General features: G+C 45.0%; 20 protein-coding genes and 1 riboswitch. Of the genes, 8 read left to right on the plus strand and 12 right to left on the minus strand.

Annotated elements, in window-relative coordinates:
- Positions 1 to 12: 12 nt before the first annotated feature.
- The 8 genes from L7D49_RS00725 to L7D49_RS00760 all read right to left on the minus strand — a co-directional run bounded on the left by L7D49_RS00725 (position 13) and on the right by L7D49_RS00760 (position 4,814).
- The gene (locus tag L7D49_RS00725) at positions 13 to 369 is read right to left on the minus strand and encodes a hypothetical protein (RefSeq protein ID WP_238078858.1); all 357 of its coding nucleotides are present in this window, start codon (positions 367 to 369) and stop codon (positions 13 to 15) included.
- Positions 369 to 674, minus strand: coding sequence for an antibiotic biosynthesis monooxygenase family protein (locus L7D49_RS00730; RefSeq protein WP_238078859.1), 306 nt, complete (start codon positions 672 to 674; stop codon positions 369 to 371). Before L7D49_RS00730 ends, L7D49_RS00725 begins: the two co-directional genes overlap by 1 nt.
- A 201-nt stretch (positions 675 to 875) precedes the next feature.
- Positions 876 to 1,271, minus strand: a complete 396-nt coding sequence (locus L7D49_RS00735) for a VOC family protein (RefSeq protein ID WP_238078860.1) — start codon at positions 1,269 to 1,271, stop codon at positions 876 to 878.
- Positions 1,272 to 1,366: 95 nt separating this feature from the next.
- Positions 1,367 to 2,152: an ABC transporter permease gene (locus tag L7D49_RS00740; RefSeq protein ID WP_238078861.1), complete on the minus strand. Its 786-nt coding sequence runs from the start codon at positions 2,150 to 2,152 to the stop codon at positions 1,367 to 1,369.
- A gap of 7 nt (positions 2,153 to 2,159) precedes the next feature.
- On the minus strand, positions 2,160 to 2,936 hold the full coding sequence (locus L7D49_RS00745; RefSeq protein ID WP_238078862.1) for an ABC transporter ATP-binding protein: 777 nt from the start codon (positions 2,934 to 2,936) through the stop codon (positions 2,160 to 2,162).
- A gap of 7 nt (positions 2,937 to 2,943) precedes the next feature.
- Positions 2,944 to 3,993 carry an ABC transporter substrate-binding protein gene (locus L7D49_RS00750; protein ID WP_238078863.1) on the minus strand — a complete coding sequence of 350 codons (1,050 nt, stop codon included), beginning with the start codon at positions 3,991 to 3,993 and terminating at the stop codon, positions 2,944 to 2,946.
- A gap of 165 nt (positions 3,994 to 4,158) precedes the next feature.
- Positions 4,159 to 4,473, minus strand: coding sequence for a DMT family transporter (locus tag L7D49_RS00755; protein ID WP_238078864.1), 315 nt, complete (start codon positions 4,471 to 4,473; stop codon positions 4,159 to 4,161).
- A 2-nt stretch (positions 4,474 to 4,475) separates the two neighbouring features.
- The gene (locus L7D49_RS00760) at positions 4,476 to 4,814 is read right to left on the minus strand and encodes a DMT family transporter (RefSeq protein WP_238078865.1); all 339 of its coding nucleotides are present in this window, start codon (positions 4,812 to 4,814) and stop codon (positions 4,476 to 4,478) included.
- Positions 4,815 to 4,872: 58 nt separating this feature from the next.
- Positions 4,873 to 4,971: riboswitch (guanidine-I (ykkC/yxkD leader) on the minus strand.
- Positions 4,972 to 5,115: 144 nt separating this feature from the next.
- Here L7D49_RS00760 and L7D49_RS00765 point away from each other — a divergent pair.
- The 6 genes from L7D49_RS00765 to L7D49_RS00790 are packed head-to-tail and all read left to right on the plus strand — an operon-like array spanning position 5,116 to position 9,620.
- Complete coding sequence (locus L7D49_RS00765; protein ID WP_238078866.1) at positions 5,116 to 6,015, plus strand: ABC transporter ATP-binding protein; 900 nt, start codon at positions 5,116 to 5,118, stop codon at positions 6,013 to 6,015.
- A 1-nt stretch (position 6,016) separates the two neighbouring features.
- Positions 6,017 to 6,754 carry an ABC transporter permease gene (locus L7D49_RS00770; protein ID WP_238078867.1) on the plus strand — a complete coding sequence of 246 codons (738 nt, stop codon included), beginning with the start codon at positions 6,017 to 6,019 and terminating at the stop codon, positions 6,752 to 6,754.
- A 1-nt stretch (position 6,755) separates the two neighbouring features.
- Positions 6,756 to 7,871: a sensor histidine kinase gene (locus L7D49_RS00775; protein WP_238078868.1), complete on the plus strand. Its 1,116-nt coding sequence runs from the start codon at positions 6,756 to 6,758 to the stop codon at positions 7,869 to 7,871.
- A complete protein-coding gene (locus L7D49_RS00780; protein WP_238078869.1) occupies positions 7,871 to 8,473 on the plus strand; it encodes a response regulator transcription factor in 603 nt (200 codons plus the stop codon). Before L7D49_RS00775 ends, L7D49_RS00780 begins: the two co-directional genes overlap by 1 nt.
- 31 nt (positions 8,474 to 8,504) lie before the next feature.
- Positions 8,505 to 9,086, plus strand: a complete 582-nt coding sequence (locus L7D49_RS00785) for a VanZ family protein (protein WP_238078870.1) — start codon at positions 8,505 to 8,507, stop codon at positions 9,084 to 9,086.
- 9 nt (positions 9,087 to 9,095) lie between these two features.
- Positions 9,096 to 9,620, plus strand: coding sequence for a hypothetical protein (locus L7D49_RS00790; protein WP_238078871.1), 525 nt, complete (start codon positions 9,096 to 9,098; stop codon positions 9,618 to 9,620).
- Positions 9,621 to 9,682: 62 nt separating this feature from the next.
- On the opposite strand, the gene L7D49_RS00795 is transcribed toward L7D49_RS00790, so the two are convergent.
- The 4 genes from L7D49_RS00795 to L7D49_RS00810 form a co-directional block, all read right to left on the minus strand.
- Positions 9,683 to 14,152: a S8 family peptidase gene (locus L7D49_RS00795; protein WP_272493156.1), complete on the minus strand. Its 4,470-nt coding sequence runs from the start codon at positions 14,150 to 14,152 to the stop codon at positions 9,683 to 9,685.
- Between the two features lie 518 nt (positions 14,153 to 14,670).
- On the minus strand, positions 14,671 to 15,816 hold the full coding sequence (gene menC, locus L7D49_RS00800) for an o-succinylbenzoate synthase (protein ID WP_238078873.1): 1,146 nt from the start codon (positions 15,814 to 15,816) through the stop codon (positions 14,671 to 14,673).
- The gene (locus L7D49_RS00805; protein WP_238078874.1) at positions 15,813 to 16,949 is read right to left on the minus strand and encodes a M20 peptidase aminoacylase family protein; all 1,137 of its coding nucleotides are present in this window, start codon (positions 16,947 to 16,949) and stop codon (positions 15,813 to 15,815) included. The genes menC and L7D49_RS00805 overlap by 4 nt, the downstream gene beginning before the upstream one ends.
- Before the next feature lie 18 nt (positions 16,950 to 16,967).
- Positions 16,968 to 17,759, minus strand: coding sequence for a MurR/RpiR family transcriptional regulator (locus L7D49_RS00810; RefSeq protein ID WP_238078875.1), 792 nt, complete (start codon positions 17,757 to 17,759; stop codon positions 16,968 to 16,970).
- A gap of 120 nt (positions 17,760 to 17,879) precedes the next feature.
- Between L7D49_RS00810 and L7D49_RS00815 the strand changes: the two genes are divergently transcribed.
- Together L7D49_RS00815 and L7D49_RS00820 are read left to right on the plus strand one after the other, a co-directional pair.
- Positions 17,880 to 19,277: a YfcC family protein gene (locus L7D49_RS00815; protein WP_336246354.1), complete on the plus strand. Its 1,398-nt coding sequence runs from the start codon at positions 17,880 to 17,882 to the stop codon at positions 19,275 to 19,277.
- Between the two features lie 128 nt (positions 19,278 to 19,405).
- Complete coding sequence (locus L7D49_RS00820) at positions 19,406 to 20,392, plus strand: YecA family protein (protein ID WP_238078876.1); 987 nt, start codon at positions 19,406 to 19,408, stop codon at positions 20,390 to 20,392.
- The last annotated feature ends 120 nt before the right edge of the window (positions 20,393 to 20,512 follow it).

Raw genomic sequence — 20,512 nt, forward strand, 5'->3', positions numbered from 1 at the left:
GATCCTCTCCTTTTACTTTGGGTTCTGTAACGAGTTGAGCGCGAGCTCTAAGTACTGTAAATAGGATCGTTCTCTGATGGTGTCCAGCTTTCCAGGAATATGCTTCTGCAGCCTCTGGAAATTATCGATAATTAATTCTGTCCCCACATTTCGGCTTGTCAATATTTCATTCAGCCACGTTGTATAATCAATGAAAAAACGGCTGTCATCCATTTGAAACGCGGTTTCCAAATGATCCAGATGATGATGATTATCTTCTAGTGTCCGCTGATGGCCGCTATCTCCAAATCGTTCCCAAAGAGAAGGGTAGGCTTCGTATATTTCCTTTACAACCGCTTCCACAATCGGTTCTTTCTCATGCTGTTCCATTATTCAGCCACCACCTTATACTGGTTCACTTTCGGGATGATAGAGGCAAGCTCCTGATCAGGATATTTCCTCTCAAGTTCGTGTATTTGTTTGAATTGCTCACTGCGAACCCAATTCAAATACTGATCTTTGGATGCCCACTCCATATGCACTACAAGTTCACCCGTACGCTTCTGGTTTTGCAACAATTGAAAAGAGAGGAAGCCATCCGCCTGATCGACTAATTTAGATCGATTTTGATAAATGCCGATGACTTCCTCTGCTTTCTCCTCTGGTACGATAAAAGTCGAATTGACAATATACATGCAGAACTCCTTGTGATTTGGATTTGAATACCAGTTTCATATGTTTCTAGTGTAACATAGCTTTGCCAAATTCTGAAACAGGTTGTCCCATTATTCTGGCAGTATAAATAACTTGCTTGAGCGGAGAGAAAACAAAAAAAGCAGTGGAGATTGTGTCTCCACTGCTTTCGATATATCTCTATTCTGTTCAGGCAGGCCGCCTTAACGGGCATTTGTATCTGGCTGATGAATACCGAATAGATTTCCTTCTGTGTCCGTATAATAACCTTGCCAAGCCATTTGCGGCAGCGCGTATTTTGGCATTGCGACAGTTCCGCCATTCTGCAAAATTTTAGCTTCTGTTATATCATAATCTTCCACGCCCATTGTACAGGCAAAGCCGTTTAGCGGTTGGTTCGCTGTTGGGGCTGGTCCTCTTCGCTGCATTAAAGCTCCGTTGATCCCGGGTTCAATTTCATCACCGGTAACAGCGCCGAAGTACGGCATACCTGCATAGTCGCTCCAATCCTGAAACGTCCATCCAAATACGTTCTCGTAAAATGTTTTAGCTCTTTCCATATCATCTACATGAATTTCAAAATGAATTAACCTGCTCATCGCAACCTCCGTAACAGAGAAATAGGATCGTTTTCTTATACTAGCCCTAATCCGGCAGTTTCATACTCTATATGAGATACAGTTCCCTACGTCTCTTACTTCCACGGCAACAAACGGTTTTCCACCCATTGCAGAAAACGGTTGAAGGCCAGACCGAGTAATGACAGGACCAGAACGCCGACCATCAGTTTCGTCGTGATCATCAAGTTCCCATAATGTAACACCATAGATCCGATCCCACTTTGCGCGGCAATCATCTCTGCGGCAACAAGCAACAGGAGGGATGTCCCCGCAGCCAGTTTCAAGCCAGCAAAAATCATGGGCAGGGAACCGGGTAAGATGACTTTTCGAATGACGTTTAAGTGATTTGATCCGAAGGTGACTGCCGCTTTAATTAAAATCGGGTCGACATTTTTCACACCGGAATATGTATTAATGACGACAGGGAAAAAGACACCAAGTGAAATGATGGTCACTTTTGATAATTCTCCGATGCCGAGCCATAGGACAAACAATGGAAGTAGCGCGATTTTCGGTATTGGATAGATGGAATAAACAATCGGCGTTCCGATGGCATCCGCCCATTTGGAGAAGCCAAGAAGCAGGCCGACAATAATGCCAACGACTGAACCGATGAGGTACCCGACTCCAATACGATAGAGACTCGGGACGAGATTCTTCACTATTTCGCCGCTCAGCAGCATATCCCATCCAGTTGTAACAATCGAGGATGGTGCCGGAAGAAAGAGGGGTGAAACGATTTGCAGACTGCAAATGATCTCCCATACGATGAGAACGCCGGCAATACCTAAAATCGAAGCGTATAATGGAACTTTTTTATCCAGAAAGGCAACTCGGTTTGTAATCATTTTCTTTGTCATTCCATTATCACTCCTTCAACGCATCGACTGCATCTTGGCGGATTAATTGCCAGATCTGTTCTGCGTATTCGTCAAACTGGGCCCGGTACTTTGCATCCCCTCTGCCCATTTTTGGCAAGTCGATCGGGATGATCTCTTTGATGCGCCCGGGATGACGGGAGAGGACAATGACCCGGTCAGCCAAGTAAACAGCTTCTTCAATATTATGCGTCACATACAATGTGCTAAGCTGCGTCCGGTTCCAGATGGTCAACAATTCTTCCTGCATTAATGTTCTGGTTTGCGCATCCAATGCAGAGAATGGTTCGTCCATCAAAAGCAGGTCTGGTTCAACGGCGAGAGCCCGTCCGATGCCGACCCGTTGTTTCATGCCGCCGGACAGCTGCTTGGGATACGCATGCTTGAATTCGGACAGGCCCACCATATCGATATAGTAATTGCCTTTTTCCAACTGCTCCTGCTTGCTCATCTTTTTTTCTTCGAGACCATAGATGACATTTTGGTAGACAGTACGCCAAGGGAAGAGGGCAATTTCCTGGAAGACGATGGAGACGGTTGGTTCCCGCTTTTCATCTTCCATGTCTTCGAAATAAATGCTCCCGGAACTCGGAGAAAGCAATCCGCCGACGATATTTAGCAATGTTGATTTACCGCAGCCGCTTGGCCCAACGAGAACGACAAATTCTTTTTCCTGGATCGTGAAATTGATATCTTCCAGTGCGGTCGTCTCTTCCTTCTTGGATTTCTTGAACTTTTTCCAAACATTGTCAATGACGATTCTCATGCAAGTCTCACTTCCCTAGCTGTTGTAACGCTTTTTCAAGCAATTCCGTATTGACGATGGAAGAAGTATCAATTGAACTATCAATTAATTTCTCTTTAACATACCAATCGACTTGAGTCTGGATATCTGACGACAGCAATTTGCCATCCCGATCCATGTACGGAAGCCCTTGTTTAATCAAATCAGGTTCTTGATCCGTATATTTTGCGATAATGTCAATGACTTCATCATAGTTCTCGCCCGGCACAATCTCGCCGTTTTCTTTTTGCAAGGCAGCATCATAATAGTATTGCGTTGCTCTAGCGTACGCTTTCATGAAACGAACGGCGACATCTTCGTCATCAGCGAACTTTTGAGAGAAGAAGATACCAGATGTTTGATAGTCGAACTCATCTCCGATTTGGGCAACTACTTTGCCGTAGCCTTCTTTCACGACACGGGAGACATTTGGCTCGTTCAGCAGAACAGCATCTACATTTTTGCTTTGCAATGTTTCCATAAGACCAGGAATACTATTTAATGGAACGAGTTCAACATCAGCTGTCGACAGGCCATGCTCTTCAAGAAGTCTTCCGGCCATATAATGGTAGGTAGAGCCTGTTTGAGTAATCCCAATCTTTTTGCCTTTCAGTTCTTCGACGGATGCTATAGATGAATCGGCTGGAACTAACAGAGCGGTCGAGCTATAGCCTTCGTGCTCTCTTCCTTTATCCGCCACGATTTGCAGTTTTTCTCCGCCAGCCACCATATTATATAATCCGGCTGTAATGCCTGTAGCTCCGACTTGAATATCTCCACTTGCTGTCGCAACAGCAATCGGTTGAGCTGCTTCAAACCATTTAACATTTGGCGTAATGCCTTCTTCTTCGAAGAACCCTTTTTCAATCGCAATAAAGAGGGGAGCGGAGCTCGTCAATTTCAACATGCCAATATCCACTTTGGCGTTCTTCGAACCACCCTCAGCTGCTTCCGTTTTCTCATCTTTTTTTCCGCAGCCTGCTAAAGCAAAAACGAGTACAAAAGCAACCACAAGTGCGAAAATCCTATTCTTTCTCATTCTATCTTCCCCCTTATTCTCTATATGTGGAGTGCTCCTGACAGCTAGTAAAAATATGCAAGCTAGCAATCTCGGAATACTCACAAGTTTAGAATAGCATAAATTGTTGAGTAATTTCAGCCCTATTTCATGAAAATGTCGAATTTTGTAGACGGACTTTGACTGCTAGGAAATAAATTTCAACCCGACTGCTGAGCTTAAAATCACTGCAATGCATAGAATCCGTATCCATTCCCGCGGTTCATCATAGAAAACCATTCCGAGCAGAGCACCTCCTGACGCACCGATTCCAGTCCAAATGGCGTAAGCGGTCCCCATCGGCAGCGTACGCATGGCAAAAGCGAGTAACAGAAAACTGCTTGCGAAGCCTGCCATCATATAGAGGAGAGACATAGCATTGCGATCTTTATGGAATTTATTGATCATTAAGACCCCGACTGTTTCGAATAGACCCGCAAAGACAAGGGAAATCCAAGCCATTATCATTCCGCTCCTTTCTTTTCTGTTTCATTGGTCACTAATTTCAAACCAATCACTCCAGCTAGCAGTAGACCCATCAACGATGCCTTTCCGAAGGACATTGCTTCACTGAATAGAAGGGTATCGGCCAACACCGTGCCAGCTGTGCCCAGCCCGACAAAAACAGCATACACCGTTCCAACAGGCAGCTTCTCGCTTGATTTGATTAGTATATAAAAACTGATCAGGATCGCGATAATCGTGCCAATCCAAGCCGGAAAACTGTCCGCATGTTTTAATCCAATGACCCAGCCAACTTCGAAAAAAGCGGCTAGTACAACTTGCATCCAATTTGAATTCATATTTCATTCCTCCTCAAAAAATAATAAAAAGCCTGGGAGATGACTGTATATAAACAGTATCTCCCAGGCTTTTATCCTTCCGTGGCACAGCTGATAAGCCGTGAGTTTACTCTCGGTCCAGACCAACTCGCGTTGCGGAACCCTAGAAAACATTTTAGTTATGCAATTACTACCGATTATACACACTTTCGCACACATGGCAATGGAAAGGGGTGACAAATGTCATCCGAAACTGTGACAGAGTGTACTAACCAGCAGCCAGTAAATTATCTATTCTATTAATAAAGGAGTTGTTGTGAAGATGCAGCCAATCGTTCAAATTGAGAATTTGACAAAGGAGTTTAAAGGAAAAAGAGCTGTTGATAATGTTTCATTTACTCTTGAGCCGGGTGAGATTGTTGCAATTCTTGGACCAAATGGTGCTGGAAAGAGTACAACGATTTTGATGATGCTTGGCCTCCTGAAACCGTCATCGGGAGAAGCAAAGTTATTTCAGGCAGATCCAGGGTCACGGGCTGTGCATGAACGGATTGGTGTCATGTTGCAGCAGGTGAGTCTGATGGATGCATTGAAGGTGAAAGAATTGCTTGCTTTATTCCAAAGTTATTATCCGAACCCGCTATCTATGGAGAAGCTGGTTGAACTGACTGGAATGACAACTGAAGAATTGAATAAGCGGACAGAAAAGCTATCCGGCGGCCAAAAACGTCGTGTCGGATTTGCTTTGGCACTGGCCGGCAATCCGGATCTCCTCTTTTTTGACGAGCCGACTGTCGGGATGGATAGTTCAGCGCGTAAACAGTTCTGGTTAACAGTTAAGGAGTTGGCGGCACAGGGGAAGACAATTCTCTTCTCCACACATTATTTGCAGGAAGCGGACGATATCGCGTCTCGTATCATTTTGTTCAAGCAAGGAAAAGTCATTGCAGATGGCTCACCGATGGAGCTGAAACAGAGCCTGCTTCGTCAATCGATTTCCTTTAAAGTGAATGAAACGACGAATAAAGAAGTGTTGATGAGTCTGCAAGATGTGCTGGCTGTGTTGGAGGATCAAGGGCGGTTTACCGTAATGACGGAGAATCCAGATCATGTGTTGCGTAAGCTGTTCGAGCTGGATATGAAATTGGAAGAAGTAGCAATCGAAAAAGGAAGACTGGAAGACGCATTTGAGCAGCTGACAGTCGAGCAGGAGGTGTCTTGAGATGAGTATGCTGCTTAGAGAATTCAAAGTGGAAGTAATACGTATTTTCCGGAATCCCTATTTCATCTTTTGGTCGCTGCTCATGCCGATTGTATTCTATGTCATTTTCACCAAAGTAGTTAATCAGGGGATGGAAAATCAAGCAGAGTGGAACGCCCTTTTTCTCATGTCCATCGCAGCATTCAGTGTGATGGGAAGCGCCATCATGACACTTGGCATCAGGATGGTTCAGGAGAAAAGCGAAGGATGGACAACATTGCTGCAAGTGACACCTTTGCCGGCTTCATACTATTTCATTTCGAAAATGGTCGGGCAATCGGCGGTCCATATTTTCTCCATCGGCATTATTTTCCTCTCTGGCTTTCTAATCAATGGTGTCACAATGCCAATCGGTGAATGGATTCTATGCGGGTTATGGATTTTACTGGGGTCGGCTCCGTTTTTAGCGATGGGATTGCTTGTCGGGACCATGAAAAAAGTAGATACCGCTTCTGGGGTCAGTAATGTTTTCTACCTATTGTTAGCGATAACAGGCGGGCTATGGATGCCAATGGAGGTCTTGCCGAAATTGATACAAACAATCGGCATGTGGCTTCCAGCTTTTCATTATGGCAATGGAGCATGGGCGATTGTCCGTGGAGATTCCCCTGAGATAAAGAATGTTCTGATATTAGTTATGTACCTTTTGTTATTCATGGTATTATCAGTATATAGTAGAAGGAAACAGGAAGTGGTATGAGATGAAGAGTTTCGAATTGTTCCCTAAACGTTTTGGCGTGACACCTTATATTTTTTTAGTATATTTGTTCATGCCGCTTTTTCATGTCATCCACAGTGAAAAGCAGTCAATGGCAGTAATGGGCTACGGCTTATTGCTGCTTTTCCTCGTTTCGTACTGGTCGATTTACAATTCAAAGGAAGACACAAATATCGGATGGTGGCTGACTATTCAAATGGCCGTCATTGTAATATTTACTTTATTCTATAGCCCTTATAATCTATTGCTCGGATTTTTTACATCAAATTTTATAGGCTGGTTTACGAACAATAAACATTTCAAGTGGGCTGTAAATCTTTTCATTGCGGTTCTTGTCCTGTGCCTTGGCTGTATTTATTTCCAAAATGGTATATCTAATATCCTGTTTCTTCTTCCGTTTCTCGTCGTCATGATTATGTCTCCTTTCGGCATCCGGCATATGAATGAACGAATGGATTTAGAGCAAAGGCTGGATGTCGCTAATGAACAAATCAAAGCGCTGATTAAACGAGAGGAGCGGGTCCGGATTGCGAGAGATTTGCATGATACTCTCGGCCATACATTGTCGTTGATCACTCTTCAAAGCCAAGTTATTCAGCGGGTTGCATCTCATCCCGACAAAGTAAGAGTTGCTGCACAAGAGATTGAAACGGCATCCAGATCTGCCTTATCACAAGTAAGAGAGCTCGTATCCGACATGCGTTATAGTACGATTGAAGAAGAACTTGCGCATGCCGAGCAAATCTTAACAGCAGGTGGCGTTAAGTTGCAGGTTCAATTGGATAGGGGATTGACCGAACTTTCACCGCTTCAGCATCATATTGCCGGGCTTTGTTTTCGTGAAGCCTCGACTAATATCGTTAAGCATAGCAATGCGGCCAATTGCACGGTGCAATTGTATATGGGCCAAGGTGTTTGTACAATGCGTATTTACGATGATGGAATTGGAATGGTTCCGACAGAACGCGGCAATGGGCTGAAGGGGATGGAGGAGCGTCTTTCCTTAATTGAAGGGAATCTGGCCATCGAATCTGGAAATGGCACATGTTTAGTAATTGCTATACCGCTCGTAGTAAAGTCTGAGGAGGCCATTGTATAATGATTCAAATTGTTATTGCGGAAGACCAGCGGATATTGCGGGGAGCACTTGGTACCCTTCTCGATTTTGAAGAGGATTTTAAGGTAGTTGGAGAGGCGGAGAATGGGGAAAAGGCGTTGGAAATGATTAATCGCCTGCAACCCGACATCTGCCTTCTCGATATTGAGATGCCAATCATGAGTGGTCTCGAAGTGGCTGCTCGATTAAATGAAATTGGCGCTTCGACAAAAGTCATCATTTTAACGACATTTGCCCGTCCCGGTTATTTTGAGCGGGCCGTAAAGGCAAAAGTGCACGGTTATTTGTTGAAAGATGGTTCTATTCATGATCTGGCGGCATCCATTCGAAATGTAATGGATGGTAAACGGGAATTTGCTGCTGAATTGATTATGAACTCCTATCACGAAGATAATCCGTTGAGTGAGCGGGAAAGAGAAGTGTTGCAATTGGCGGCAAACGGGAAAACAGCAAAGGAGATCGGGGCCGAATTATACCTTTCAGCAGGTACAGTCCGGAACTATATGTCCGAAATTTTGCAGAAGGTAGAAGCCAAAAATAAAGTGGAGGCCATTGCGATCTGCAGGGAAAAGGGATGGCTGTAATACTTGACGTGCAGGGCAGGGAGGTAGAGACGTGGGGCTTATTCGAATGTATGTTGAAAATATGGCTCTTTATATGGCCGCAGCATTGCCGTTTTATGTGCTTGCCAGGATTTTATTTTTAATAAGAGGGAAAAAGCATACTACTGTGCTAAGGGAGTTAGCGGTTGCCCTCTTTTGCTTATACATAGTGGGACTGGCATCCCAGACAGTCATACCAAAATGGGATGCGGGATTTGATTCCAGTACAAATACATGGTATTTCCATTTCATCACAACTAGTGAAGTAGCCAAAGTCAATCTCGTTCCGTTTCGGACGGTTTCCATGTTTATTCAATCAAATGAGCACGTCAGTGATTGGGAAAGCGTTTCTTTGGTGAATGTAGTAGGGAATATGCTCATTTTTACACCGATCGGATTATTTGTTCCCATGCTTTGGAGGAAGCTGCAAACTTGGTGGACGGTTTTCCTTGTCGGTTTCGGTGTGACTTGTTTAATTGAAGGATTCCAGTTCTTCATTGGCCGCAGTTCCGATATTGATGATGTTATTTTGAATACAATCGGTGTCATGATTGGCTACGGTCTTTTTTTAATAGGATCCAAAATAGCGAGGTGAACGCAGGAAGTGAACAAAAAGAATATCGTGCTGGTTTTTACTGTGGCCATCATTGTTCTACTTAATTGGAATGTCGATCTTCACCGTGAAAACAGGGCTTACAAAGATCGGATTGGCGGGATGAACCGGGAATCTGTTGAGGAGACGATCGATTCTCTCAAACCTTTTTATAATGTCGATATCGACCAATGGGAAAAACGGTTGACAGAAAAAAGCGGTGAGGCCTTATTAGATGCGTATATTGATGATTTGCGTCGATCCAATCAGTATTTTCATGGCCTTTATCGAAGTGACATTTCACTTCTATCAGGCACGCTTGAAACGGTTATTTACTTGCTTGAGGAACTGAAGGAAAATGGGAAGCTCAATAAGATGCAGAGAGAAGATTTACAAAATGCGGTTCTTCAAGCTCGATCCATCGCTGGTCAGTTGATTACCATTGCCGGGAGTTCAGAAAATGGCTGGTATACAGAGTTCGTGGATGAAGAATCGGAAGCTGCCAAGTATGTCAGGGGCTTGTTGAAAACCCCCTGATTAAGAAACATTCAGCAAAACAAACAACCGCCAAACCGAATGCTCGGTTTGGCGGTATTCTTTTATGATTCAGGTGTCACTTCTCCAGCTGCATCTGCTGGTTCTTCGGAAGCGCCTGTTTCTTCAGTTGCTTCTTCGTCAGTTGCTCCGTTCGTTTGTCCGGCATTGACGAAGATTTTGCCTTTTGCTGTTTGTCGTGTTTCGTTTCCGAACGAGTCGACAACCTTCACCTCAATTTGTCCACCTTTCGCAATGACGCCAAGTGGTGCTGTCCAGTAGCCGACATAGTGTCCTGGCGTCACTTCGCGCATTGGCAATTCAGTGGCATTGGAGATGTCGCTGCCTACATCTGTCAGCGGCATATGAATCATAAATGTCGCTGCAAGACCAGGCTCGCTGTCGAATTCGAACTTGACTGTTTTACCAGTCGTCAAGTAAACATCTTCAGTCGGAATGAGGTTTGTAATTTGAGGTCCATCATATTTCGCTTTGATGCGTACTGATTTTGTTTCTTCATTACCAGCTGCATCTGTTGCGACTACTACGATTTCATTCATGCCCGCATCAAGCAGGAGACGTTTAGAGAACGTTCCGTTTTCAGAAACAGTAGCTGCTTGGCCATTGACCGTCACAGATTTCAAGTTGTCATCTGCTACAGTCCCCTCAACTGTTACTGTCTCACGATTTGTCGTATCTCCGTCTTTCGGATTCGTAATCGTCAATTCCGGTTTGACTGTATCCAGGATAACAGTAACCGTTTCCGATTCGCCTGTTGTGCGTCCGTCCAGCTTGGATACTGCTTTAAACTCGTTTTCACCTTCTGTCAAAACAGTCGGAATCGAGAACGTGCCATCTTTTCCGACAACAACAGTTTCCACTTCTTCACCGTTGTTTGTAAGAGTGATAGAAGTTGTTGGAGTAGCTTTACCTTCAACATTCACATTCTTTTCATTCGTTACTGTTCCAGATTCCGGAGAAGTGATGACAGGTGCGTATACTTCATAGTTCACACGCGCCCGGATCATATAGTTTCCTTCATCCTTTGGTGCAGGGGTCCAAGCATTTACGAATTGGTAGCTTCTGCTTGCATTCGGGCCGTTTTCATCCGTAGCCAAACCAGGTGCATACGGGTTAGCGGCTGTTTGGATGTACACCATGTAGAAATCTCCATTGACGACAATATTGTGTTCGGAGAGGTCTACTACTGTCCATTCGCCATTCCGTTTTGCCTGAGCGTCAAATGGGCCAGCAAGCTTCTTGCCAGGAGTTCCATTCGCGCCTGATGCATCCCAAACTTCGACGGCAAAGCCAGTGCCGCCCGGAGATGGCCATTCTGTCGTCCAGAATCTGAAATGTCCTTCAGAGACGATACCGGAATCATTGCCTTCAGGGAGTGACATTTTGACACCCCAGCCATTGCCGGCATCATAGAATGCACGTGCATTTTCCGCAGTTCCATCATCATATCCGATTACGTCGCCAGGATATGTGAAGAATGGTTCCAATGCAAAGTCATACGTCGATTGTCCGCCGATTGTAACGGCTGCTTCTTGCGGGTGATAGCCGCGCGCGATTATTTTCAAAGTGTAATCGCCTTCATACGCCGTAATCGAGTACTGTCCGGATGCATCCGTTTCAACTGGTGCAATGTTTGCATCTTCTACTAGCAATAACGTTGCTCCAGCAATCGGTTCACCAGAAGAAGAATCTGTAAGTGTACCACTAATAATACCTTGCGCCATTTCTTCCAGGGTGAAGTTTGCAGTAGTCGTTTCATCTGCATTAATCGTGACGGATTGTACTTTGGACTGGTAGCCGTACGCTTCTGCTTTAGCAGTGAATGTACCGGCTCCTAAAGTCATCGAGTACGACCCATTTGCAGGGTTTGTGTAAACGGATCTGTCTGTCTCGAGAATACTCACTTGAGCACCAAGAGGCAGAAGTACTGGTCCGATGTTTCCATCAACTGGTGGAGCTGCTTCTTCTTTCGGCATTGCAGGTTTGATTGTTTTAGGGTCGACAGGTGTTTCCATTGCGTCCTTGCCTTTTTCAATCAATCCATCAGGCTTTTTCAGGCCATTGTTTTTGATGTTTTCCAAACCGGAAGCATCATTTGAACCCAATTTGTTTTTGATTGGCTGCAAGGAACCTTTACCAGCTGCCGATGTGCCGCTGAGAGCTACATCATCGATATACCAGCCTTCGCGTACGACACTACCATCAGAGAATGCGTTGAATCCAAGATAGACACGTTGGCCGCTATACTCAGATAGATTTACTTCCGCGTCGATCCAGCCATTAGATGCTCCTTGCACCATCATAAGCTGTGTCCAATTTTCTCTGTCTGTGGAGATGAATACATGGCCATAATCCCATGCTCTTCCAGAGGAAGACTGCTCGAAATTATGCCAGTGTTTAAATTGCAGGAATGAATTGCCCTCTGGCAAATCAACTGGCGGCATGACGAGTGTTGCGTTCATACTGCTGTCATAGTTACCTGCAAGATTTGTCGCGTAAACTTTCTCTCCGGAAAACGCTCTTCCCGGACCGGATGTTGGGACACCCCACTGCCAGCTGTCTTTGTTTCCGAATGAAGACCAACCAACAGGAGTTTGTTCGAAGTTTTCGAAATAGCCGACAGTAATCCCTTGTTTTACAAGGACTGTATATTCAGGGCTTGTGACGACATTATTGCCGAAATCGTTAACTGTCCACTTATACGTGAACGACTGACCTGAAATCTTGTCGCCTGAAATTTTGACTCCGTAGGTTCCATCTAAGTAGTCTCCGGATTTACGTGATGCTTCCATCGACTGCCATTGGCCATCAGCATCTTTGTAATTCAATGTAACAGAAGAGACGCTGATGTTATCTTTAACAGAGATGGTAAGATCTAAATCCATTCCTTCGTAAGTCTCAGCAGGGGCAGAGTGCTCAAAAGTAGGCGGTTGTGAATCGTCCCCTTGCTTTGTTACTTGTCCTTCCAATTTGCCAAGTCCGCTGGCAATGGAGGAGACTGCCGCATATGCATCCACGAGGCCGTATCCATAACCATGATTTGGCGTGGTAGGATATGTGCTGTCTGTTAATGGTCTAGCAGTAGAAAGCAAAATTTGTTCCATTTCATCAACTGTAATGTTGGCATTGGCAGAACGGAGCAATGCTGCTACACCGGAAACGGCAGGACCTGCCATCGATGTGCCGTTCCATCCGCCTTCATAGCCGCCGCCAGGGATGGAGGAGCGGATATTCACGCCAGGTGCGGAGATATCAGGCTTAATGTGATTATATGGCGATGGGCCACGTAGTGAGAATGACGCCACTTTGTCGTTAATATCTGTTGCACCAGTTGCAAATGACTCAGGGTAGTTGGATGGAGCTGCAACTGAGCCTGGGCCACCCGGGTTTGAAAGTGTCGTATTACCGGCAGAGAATTCAGGGAAGATCTGAGCTGCACGCCAGTTAATAACAACGTCACGGTACCACTCGTCGAGACCTCGGCCGCCGCCCCAAGAGTTGTTAACAACATCAGGAGCCAAATCGACACGAGGATTCCCGTTAGCATCAGTTGGTGCTAGAATCCATTGAGCTGCAGCCAATAGATCACGGTCTGAACCACCAGCTGGAGTGAATGCTTTAACAGCGATCCATTTTGCTCCAGGTGCCACACCGATCTGGTTGCTGCCGTTCGGCTCGCTGCCGACCATTGTGCCAGTTACGTGCGTCCCGTGTTCAATGTCATCGTACGGGGTTGTCCTGCCAGCTGTCGCATCAAACCAGTTGTAATTATGGTCTACTGCTCCAGTAGCTGCATTATATCCACGATATTTTGATTTCAATGCAGGGTGATCCCACTGGACGCCTGTGTCGATACTTGCCACGACTGTTCCAGTTCCGTCAATGCCCATATTCCATACTTGAGGAGCGTTGACTCTTTCAATATTCCATTCAACGTTGGCGATTTCAGCTGTAGGTGCAGCTGCATCTTCCACTTTTGTCGTATGGAGCTGGCGCATTTCATTCGGAAGTACTTTCTCAACTTCTTCGAATGTGCCTAGCGCTTCTGCCACTTCTTTCGTCGCTGTCACGGCCATGCCGTTGACGATGTAATACGAAGTGATATCCTTTGCCTTTCCTTCTTTCGCTTGCTGTTCAAGATATTGTTGGACGTTTTGCTGGGATTCGAGAGAAGTTGCACGCAATTCGGAAACGACCGCTGAACGCGCCATCATCACCGTTTGCTTTGCGGATAGATTAGATTGTTTGGCTTGTGCTTTTGCTTCGGCAGCCACTTTCTCTGTATCCGCTTTTTCTTTGAACTTAATCAAAAACGTAACCATTTCATCTTTCTTGAAGTCATCTAGCAAGTGCTGACTCACTTTTTCTTTAGAGAGTCCGCTAGATCCGCGAAGTGATTCACTCAATTTATTCAGCTCGGCGTTCGCAAAACTAGGCGTAAGTAGCGAGAAGACCATAATGACAGTTGCGACGATGCTGAAAAATCGTATTTGACCCCGTTTCCTCAATTTCATTCCTCCCTTGATTTTTTTAGAACCCGCAAAAGAACAAAAAGAAAACACCATTTCCCCCCTCCATTTTCATTGCAGGTCCTCTTTGGTGTCGACGTCTGTTTATCTCGTTGTCTATTATTACAGTACATGAAAAAAAGGTCGTAATCTATATATTATTATCTAAAAAATCCAAATTGATAGTATATTACTAAGTTCATAAATAAATTACAGTAGTTTTACTCTATGTCAGGTAAATGTGCATTGTTGCGTAAGTGTGACAAAACGTTGATAAATAGGGAAACTTAATATATAAATTAAAACCGGGACTTTAGACTATTTTGAACATTTCATTTTTAAATGAATACTAATACCTGGTGGAGAAAGAGAGCATGGAGGGAAAAACGCTCTTTTTTGATTAAAATGGGTTTTAATTCCTTGGAAAGTAAAGGTGGAAGGAGAAGAAAAGACTAGTTAGAAAGAGGGCGTGTGCTACTAAAAACACCTGTACCGGAAAATGGATGTCCGATACAGGTGATACATTAAGAAGGGATTGGGTGGGAACTATCGGCAGAAGTTATCTTCTCAGTCCGCAATAAAACGTTGGCAAGTTTCTCCCGATCAATCTCATAACCGATGCCGTTGCCGGAAGGGACATGTATGATTCCGTGTTCCATCGCGATTTCAGGTGTTACGATATCTTCTTCCCAGTAGTGGGAGGAAGGAGCAGTATCGCCCGGTATCGTAAAGTTTGCTAATGTTGTCATCTGGATGTTGTGCGCCCGGCCAACTCCGGTTTCTAGCATGCCGCCGCACCAAACAGGAATATGATTCGCCTCACAGAGGTCATGGATCCGTTTCGATTCAGTCAGCCCGCCGACCCGACCAATCTTAATGTTAATGATTTTGCAGCTGCCCAATTCGATCGCTTTTCTAGCATCCTCCAACGTATGGATGCTTTCATCCAGGCAGATCGGTGTTTGCAGTTCTTTTTGCAGAGTGGCATGGTCGATAATATCGTCATGTGCTAACGGCTGTTCGATCATCATGAGCTGGAAGCGGTCCAGCTGTTTTAAATGATCGATATCTGCCAGTGTGTAAGCGGAATTTGCGTCTGCCATTAACGGGATATCGGGAAATGCTTCACGTACCGCGGCAATATACTCAATGTCGGCACCAGGTTTGATCTTTACTTTTATTTTCCGGAAGCCTTCTTCGACATATTCCCGAACCTTTTCGACAAGCGTCGCCGGATCCTTTTGAATGCCAATGCTTTTTCCGACTTCGATTTCATGCTTCCGGCCACCTAACAGTTCTGCGATCGATTGGCCGTTCTTTTTGGCAAAGACGTCCCAAATAGCAGTTTCGATTGCGGCTTTCGCGATATTGTTGCGGCGCACGAATTGCAGCATATCGTGAACGTCCTCAGCATGTTTGATCTCCTGATGGATGAGGCGGGGAATCAGAAATTCCTTCAGCATATAAACAGTAGTGAAAGTAGTTTCCTCATTGTAATACGGCTCGTCGCTTGTTACAGTTTCTCCCCAGCCGGACAATCCCGACTCATCGATAACTTCCACCAGGCAGACATCCTTATGTTGCATTGTGCCAAAGCTTGTCGTAAACGGTGCGATCAATGATACGTTAATATGGTGGAGTATGACTTCTTTGATTGTTACAGATTTCATTCTTCATTTTCCCCTTTCGCATGCAATTCAAGAATCTTCGTAAGTACTTCAATGCCATTGAACATGGCGTCCCGATCAAATGTCATGTTCGGATGGTGGAGCCCCGGCTGGAGACCACAGCCAAGTCCGACCATCGTCGCTTTCAAATGTGGTTTCTTGATTGTGTAAAAATGAAAGTCGTCTCCGCCTGGTGTGATGATTGGCGCTGTGGTGTTTTCTTCACCCAATACAGCAACGATCGCTTTTCTGGCCATCTCCTCAGCCTCGGGATGAACTTCGGCCGCTGCAATCCCGCTATCTTCCGTAATATTGATCGTCACATTGAATAAAGTGCGAGCGGAATCCAAAATGGCATGTACCCGTTTGACAAGCTGCTCCATCGCATCATTTTGCTGTGCGCGAAGATCAACTGCCAACGATGCGTTCCCAGGAATGATATTTGTGTTGCGTCCACCAGCAAGGAAGCGGGTCACTTTCGCCGAATGGGCAACATTCGGATCCAGATGGATGGTATGAATGGCATTGACGATATAGGTACCGATTTCAACTGCGTTATGCGTGAGATGAGGACGTGCGCCATGGGCATCATCCCCTCGAATTTCGAATTCGATGGAACCAGTCGCCCCATGAATGATTGCAGGAGCCGCTTTTCCGTTCTCTGTCTCTTGAAACGGGCGAAGATGGATGCCGTAATAGAAATCGACATTATCGACCGCACCTTTTTCGACAAGCTTCAACGCCCCGCTGCCAACCTCCTCGGCAGGCTGGAAGATGAAACGGATGCCGATCCGCTCTAACATATCCGGCTGTTCTTTGATATTCCATAACACACCGAGCACCATTGTCATATGGGCATCATGGCCGCAAGAATGGTTCGCTTTCATCTCACCGTCCACTTCCTGCCATAATGCATCCATATCGGCGCGTACGGCAATAATCGGCACATCTCCCGAGAAATTTCCGATATCCCCAAAAACCCCGGTGCAATCGTCAAAAGCAGTAACCGTACAGCCTGCTTCCTCCAGCTGTTTCTTGATGTAGGCTGTTGTATTCACTTCTTCCCAGCTTAGTTCTGGATTTGTGTGCAAGTGATTGAATGTGTCCAGCACTTGTTCCTTGAATTGATTAACCATTTGAATAACCCCCTTAGATCACTTTATATAATAATTGTTTGTTGGATTGATGAGATCCAGCTTGCCGATTCGATTTGCAATATGCAGCAATAGGCTATTTAACACTGAAAAAGTGGCGGGCCCTTTTTCCAAAACGGATTTTTGTGCGATTGGAATGACAAGTGTATGGTCCGCAAGTTCTACAACTGGCGATGAAAGCGAATCTGTAATCAAAATTACTTCGTTCCCGTTTTGCCGGGCCTCTTCCGCCAAACGGATCGTCCCGAGCGCATAGCGGTAATAAGAGAAAATAACGACGCTGTGTGCACTACCTTGTTTGGTGATGCCGATATCCGTTTCTGGGCGATATAATGATGTATTTCCAAGAAGCGTGTTCAGCAGGACGGTAAACCAGTGTGCGTAGGCAAAGGATTGGTAGTACCCAATCACTTTAATTGTCTCTGCACCGACCAGACATTCCACAATCTTCTCCGCAACATCCCATTCCAGACTATCCGCAATTTGAATGATATTTTTACTGTCGCTTTCCATTATCATACTGAAGGGATGCTTATCTGTGTTTTTTTCTTCTGGCGGGCCAATCGTTAAAAGGCTGCGCTGAACATCTGCCTGAAGTGAACCAAATCCGTCGTAGCCAATGGCTTTAGAAAATCGGACAACCATCGTTTCACTTACATCGAGCACTTGGGCAATCTTCTTTGCCGGATGGGTTGCAAACAGAATTGGGTTGTGGAGCAAAACCTCAGCTACTTTCTTAAGTCCTGGGGTCAACTGTTCATATTCTTTTTTTGTTTTTGCGTAGTACGTCATGACTATACCAATCCTTCTTTAGAATAAATCATATAATTTATTGTTGTCAAAATAAATTATATGATTTATTCTTAGGTTAGTCAACGGAATAGTAGAACAATTTAGAATGGGAGTGGTAGAGTGGAGAAGAAAAAATGGAAGTTAGGAATACCCGATGCATATGTCATTTTATTTATGATTTTAGTATTGATGGCGATCCTGACGTATATCATTCCGGCGGGTGAATTCCAAAGGGAAGAGGTGGATGGCGTCACGATCGTTGTGCCGGACAGCTATGAGCAGATTGAATCCTCATCAGCAAGTCCAATGGATGTGTTCCTGGCTATTCAAGATGGAATGATTGCCTCCGCACCGTTAATTTTCTTAGTCCTTATTATTGGGGGATCATTTGCAGTTATCGAATCGACTGGGGCAATCGATGCGCTTATCTTGAAGACAATTGAAAAGACAAAAAACAAGGAAATCGTATTAATTACAATCGTCATGGTGCTGTTTTCGATCTTCGGAACGCTTGGAATTATAGTCAATGCGGTTATCGCTTTTATTCCAATCGGAATTATTCTGGCGCGGTCGATGAAACTGGATGCGGTAGTCGGTGTTTCGATCATCTATTTAGGAGCCTATGCGGGCTTCAATACGGCATTTTTAGATCCGCTGACGACTGGAACCGCCCAGCAGATTGCCCAGCTTCCGCTATTCTCGGGAATCGGCTATCGAATTATTATCTACATTGCTATCTTGCTTTCCACCATTCTTTATGTGGCATGGTATGTAAAGAAAATTAAGAAGGACCCGATGAAAAGTGTTCTTGGCAGCAACCCGTTCCCTAAAACGGAAGAGAGGGAAGATCTGAACAAGGAAGTACAAATTACCGGTGTACATAAGTTGGTCTTACTATGGCTTGTGTTAGGAATTGCCTTCTACGTATTTGGCGTGTTCAAATATGGATGGAGCCTGAACCAAATGGCGGCTATTTTCATCATCATAGCGGTCGGTACTGCAGTCATCGCAAAGTTGACGCCAAATCGTCTCGTCAAAGAATTCTTTGAAGGGGCAAAAGGGCTCGTTTATGGCGCGATGATTATCGGAATGGCGCGTTCCATTGTCGTCATTTTGGAGAATGGCAAAATTCTTGATACGATTGTGCAAGGAATGGCCAGTGTGATGACCCCCTTTACAAGTGTGAGCGGAGCCATTGTGATGTTCATAGCCAATGAACTGTTTAATATTCTAGTATCCTCCGGAAGCGGCCAAGCCGTCATCGTCATGCCGATCATGACCCCGCTGGCCGATCTGATGGAAATACCGCGGCAGGTGGCGGTGCAGGCATATAAGATGGGAGATGGATTCACGAATGTCATCACGCCGACATCAGGCATTTTGATGGCGAATTTAGCGATTGCAGGAATCGCTTGGACCAAATGGATCCGCTTTGTATTGCCGCTTCTACTGATTTGGACAGTACTCGGCATCATCTTCCTCGCAATCGGCGTCATGATGAATTGGGGACCGTTTTAACGGAACTTTGACATATGACGACATAAAAATGAAAAGGCACTGAAACAATTCCATATTGTTTCAGTGCCTAGTTTTTTTTATAATGGTAAACTGAAAGAGTTCGTATTTTTCAAAGGATGTGTGAGAAAGTGGTAGGACGTAATGAACCATGCCCATGCGGCAGTAGGAAAAAATATAAAAAATGTTGTGAATCAAAAGAAACGATCTCGGTGGAAGAGGTACAAGCAGAGGAATTAGAGCGGGTTTTGCAAAATTTCTATGACGAATACCCGCACCGCAAAGATGTACCGGCCTATTTGGAACTGGCCAATTCATGGAAGGCAAGAATAAACGGCCAATTGCAGGAAGAGATGATCGAGGCCATTGTGCTGGATGAATTTTTCTTCCATCATCGGCCGGATATTTGGCAATCCTATTTACATAAGCAGCAGAAGAAACAGCTGCGTCCATCAGTCCAGCGCGTGCTATCGCAATGGCAGCAGCCAAGAGTGTTCATTGGTCAGGTCGCGGAAGTAGATGAGAGTTATTTGACAGTGGATATGATTTTAGATGGGGAGCGGATCAGGCTGCGCCGGGAAAGTGATAAACCCGTGCCCGTTGGTGTCCACTTGTATTGCTTTATCTTACCGGACGAAACGGGAGTGGAAAACCAATACTTGGCGGTCTCTAGTTTAATTTTCTTCCCGACGGATCACGGGCAAGTGTTTGAGCAAATTGCAGCTCAATATAAAGAGGACCCGTCTAAAACAACGGAACAGTTCTTTAAAGACAATGCTGTCGACTGTTGGGAAAAGCTTGCTGCCAATGGTTACGAGGGTGAGGAATTCAGTAATTTTGAAGTGGGCGTTATCACACATTTCATGGACTTCCTCGATGAGCATGAGCGCCAATCTGAAAAGCTGCTTGATCTGGTAGAGGATTATTTGGTCGAGCAACAGCCGAATGCCCGGAAGGATGTCGCGATTGCAGCCGGTGCTGTACGTTTTGGCAATGATTTCGGCTACTTCGACCCGCTCGAGATGACAGTTAAGGAAATGGCGGAATGGTTCGGTGTTTCTCCGTCTTCCATGAATAAGTATTATAAAGAAATGACGGCTTATGCGGGAAAAGAATAGATGACAGAAAAAGTGTCTTTGGACACTTTTCAGACTGTAGACAAAGTCACTTTGAGATGAATAGAATTGCATAAACCAATCGGCAGTGAGCGCAACTTCGCTTTCCATGGGCTTGGCTTC

Origin of the sequence: Sporosarcina cyprini, assembly GCF_022048975.1 — a bacterium.
GTDB lineage: Bacteria > Bacillota > Bacilli > Bacillales_A > Planococcaceae > Sporosarcina > Sporosarcina cyprini.

Excerpts from the sequence above, each read along its gene's own strand:
- L7D49_RS00760 (WP_238078865.1), bottom strand. The coding sequence starts at position 4,814 with ATGAATTCAAATTGGATGCAAGTTGTACTAGCCGCTTTTTTCGAAGTT.
- L7D49_RS00745 (WP_238078862.1), bottom strand. The coding sequence starts at position 2,936 with ATGAGAATCGTCATTGACAATGTTTGGAAAAAGTTCAAGAAATCCAAG.
- L7D49_RS00740 (WP_238078861.1), bottom strand. The coding sequence starts at position 2,152 with ATGACAAAGAAAATGATTACAAACCGAGTTGCCTTTCTGGATAAAAAA.
- L7D49_RS00765 (WP_238078866.1), top strand. The coding sequence starts at position 5,116 with ATGCAGCCAATCGTTCAAATTGAGAATTTGACAAAGGAGTTTAAAGGA.
- L7D49_RS00755 (WP_238078864.1), bottom strand. The coding sequence starts at position 4,473 with ATGGCTTGGATTTCCCTTGTCTTTGCGGGTCTATTCGAAACAGTCGGG.
- L7D49_RS00730 (WP_238078859.1), bottom strand. The coding sequence starts at position 674 with ATGTATATTGTCAATTCGACTTTTATCGTACCAGAGGAGAAAGCAGAG.
- L7D49_RS00805 (WP_238078874.1), bottom strand. The coding sequence starts at position 16,949 with ATGGTTAATCAATTCAAGGAACAAGTGCTGGACACATTCAATCACTTG.
- L7D49_RS00780 (WP_238078869.1), top strand. The coding sequence starts at position 7,871 with ATGATTCAAATTGTTATTGCGGAAGACCAGCGGATATTGCGGGGAGCA.
- L7D49_RS00810 (WP_238078875.1), bottom strand. The coding sequence starts at position 17,759 with ATGACGTACTACGCAAAAACAAAAAAAGAATATGAACAGTTGACCCCA.
- L7D49_RS00735 (WP_238078860.1), bottom strand. The coding sequence starts at position 1,271 with ATGAGCAGGTTAATTCATTTTGAAATTCATGTAGATGATATGGAAAGA.
- L7D49_RS00750 (WP_238078863.1), bottom strand. The coding sequence starts at position 3,993 with ATGAGAAAGAATAGGATTTTCGCACTTGTGGTTGCTTTTGTACTCGTT.
- menC (WP_238078873.1), bottom strand. The coding sequence starts at position 15,816 with ATGAAATCTGTAACAATCAAAGAAGTCATACTCCACCATATTAACGTA.
- L7D49_RS00775 (WP_238078868.1), top strand. The coding sequence starts at position 6,756 with ATGAAGAGTTTCGAATTGTTCCCTAAACGTTTTGGCGTGACACCTTAT.
- L7D49_RS00795 (WP_272493156.1), bottom strand. The coding sequence starts at position 14,152 with ATGAAATTGAGGAAACGGGGTCAAATACGATTTTTCAGCATCGTCGCA.
- L7D49_RS00725 (WP_238078858.1), bottom strand. The coding sequence starts at position 369 with ATGGAACAGCATGAGAAAGAACCGATTGTGGAAGCGGTTGTAAAGGAA.
- L7D49_RS00770 (WP_238078867.1), top strand. The coding sequence starts at position 6,017 with ATGAGTATGCTGCTTAGAGAATTCAAAGTGGAAGTAATACGTATTTTC.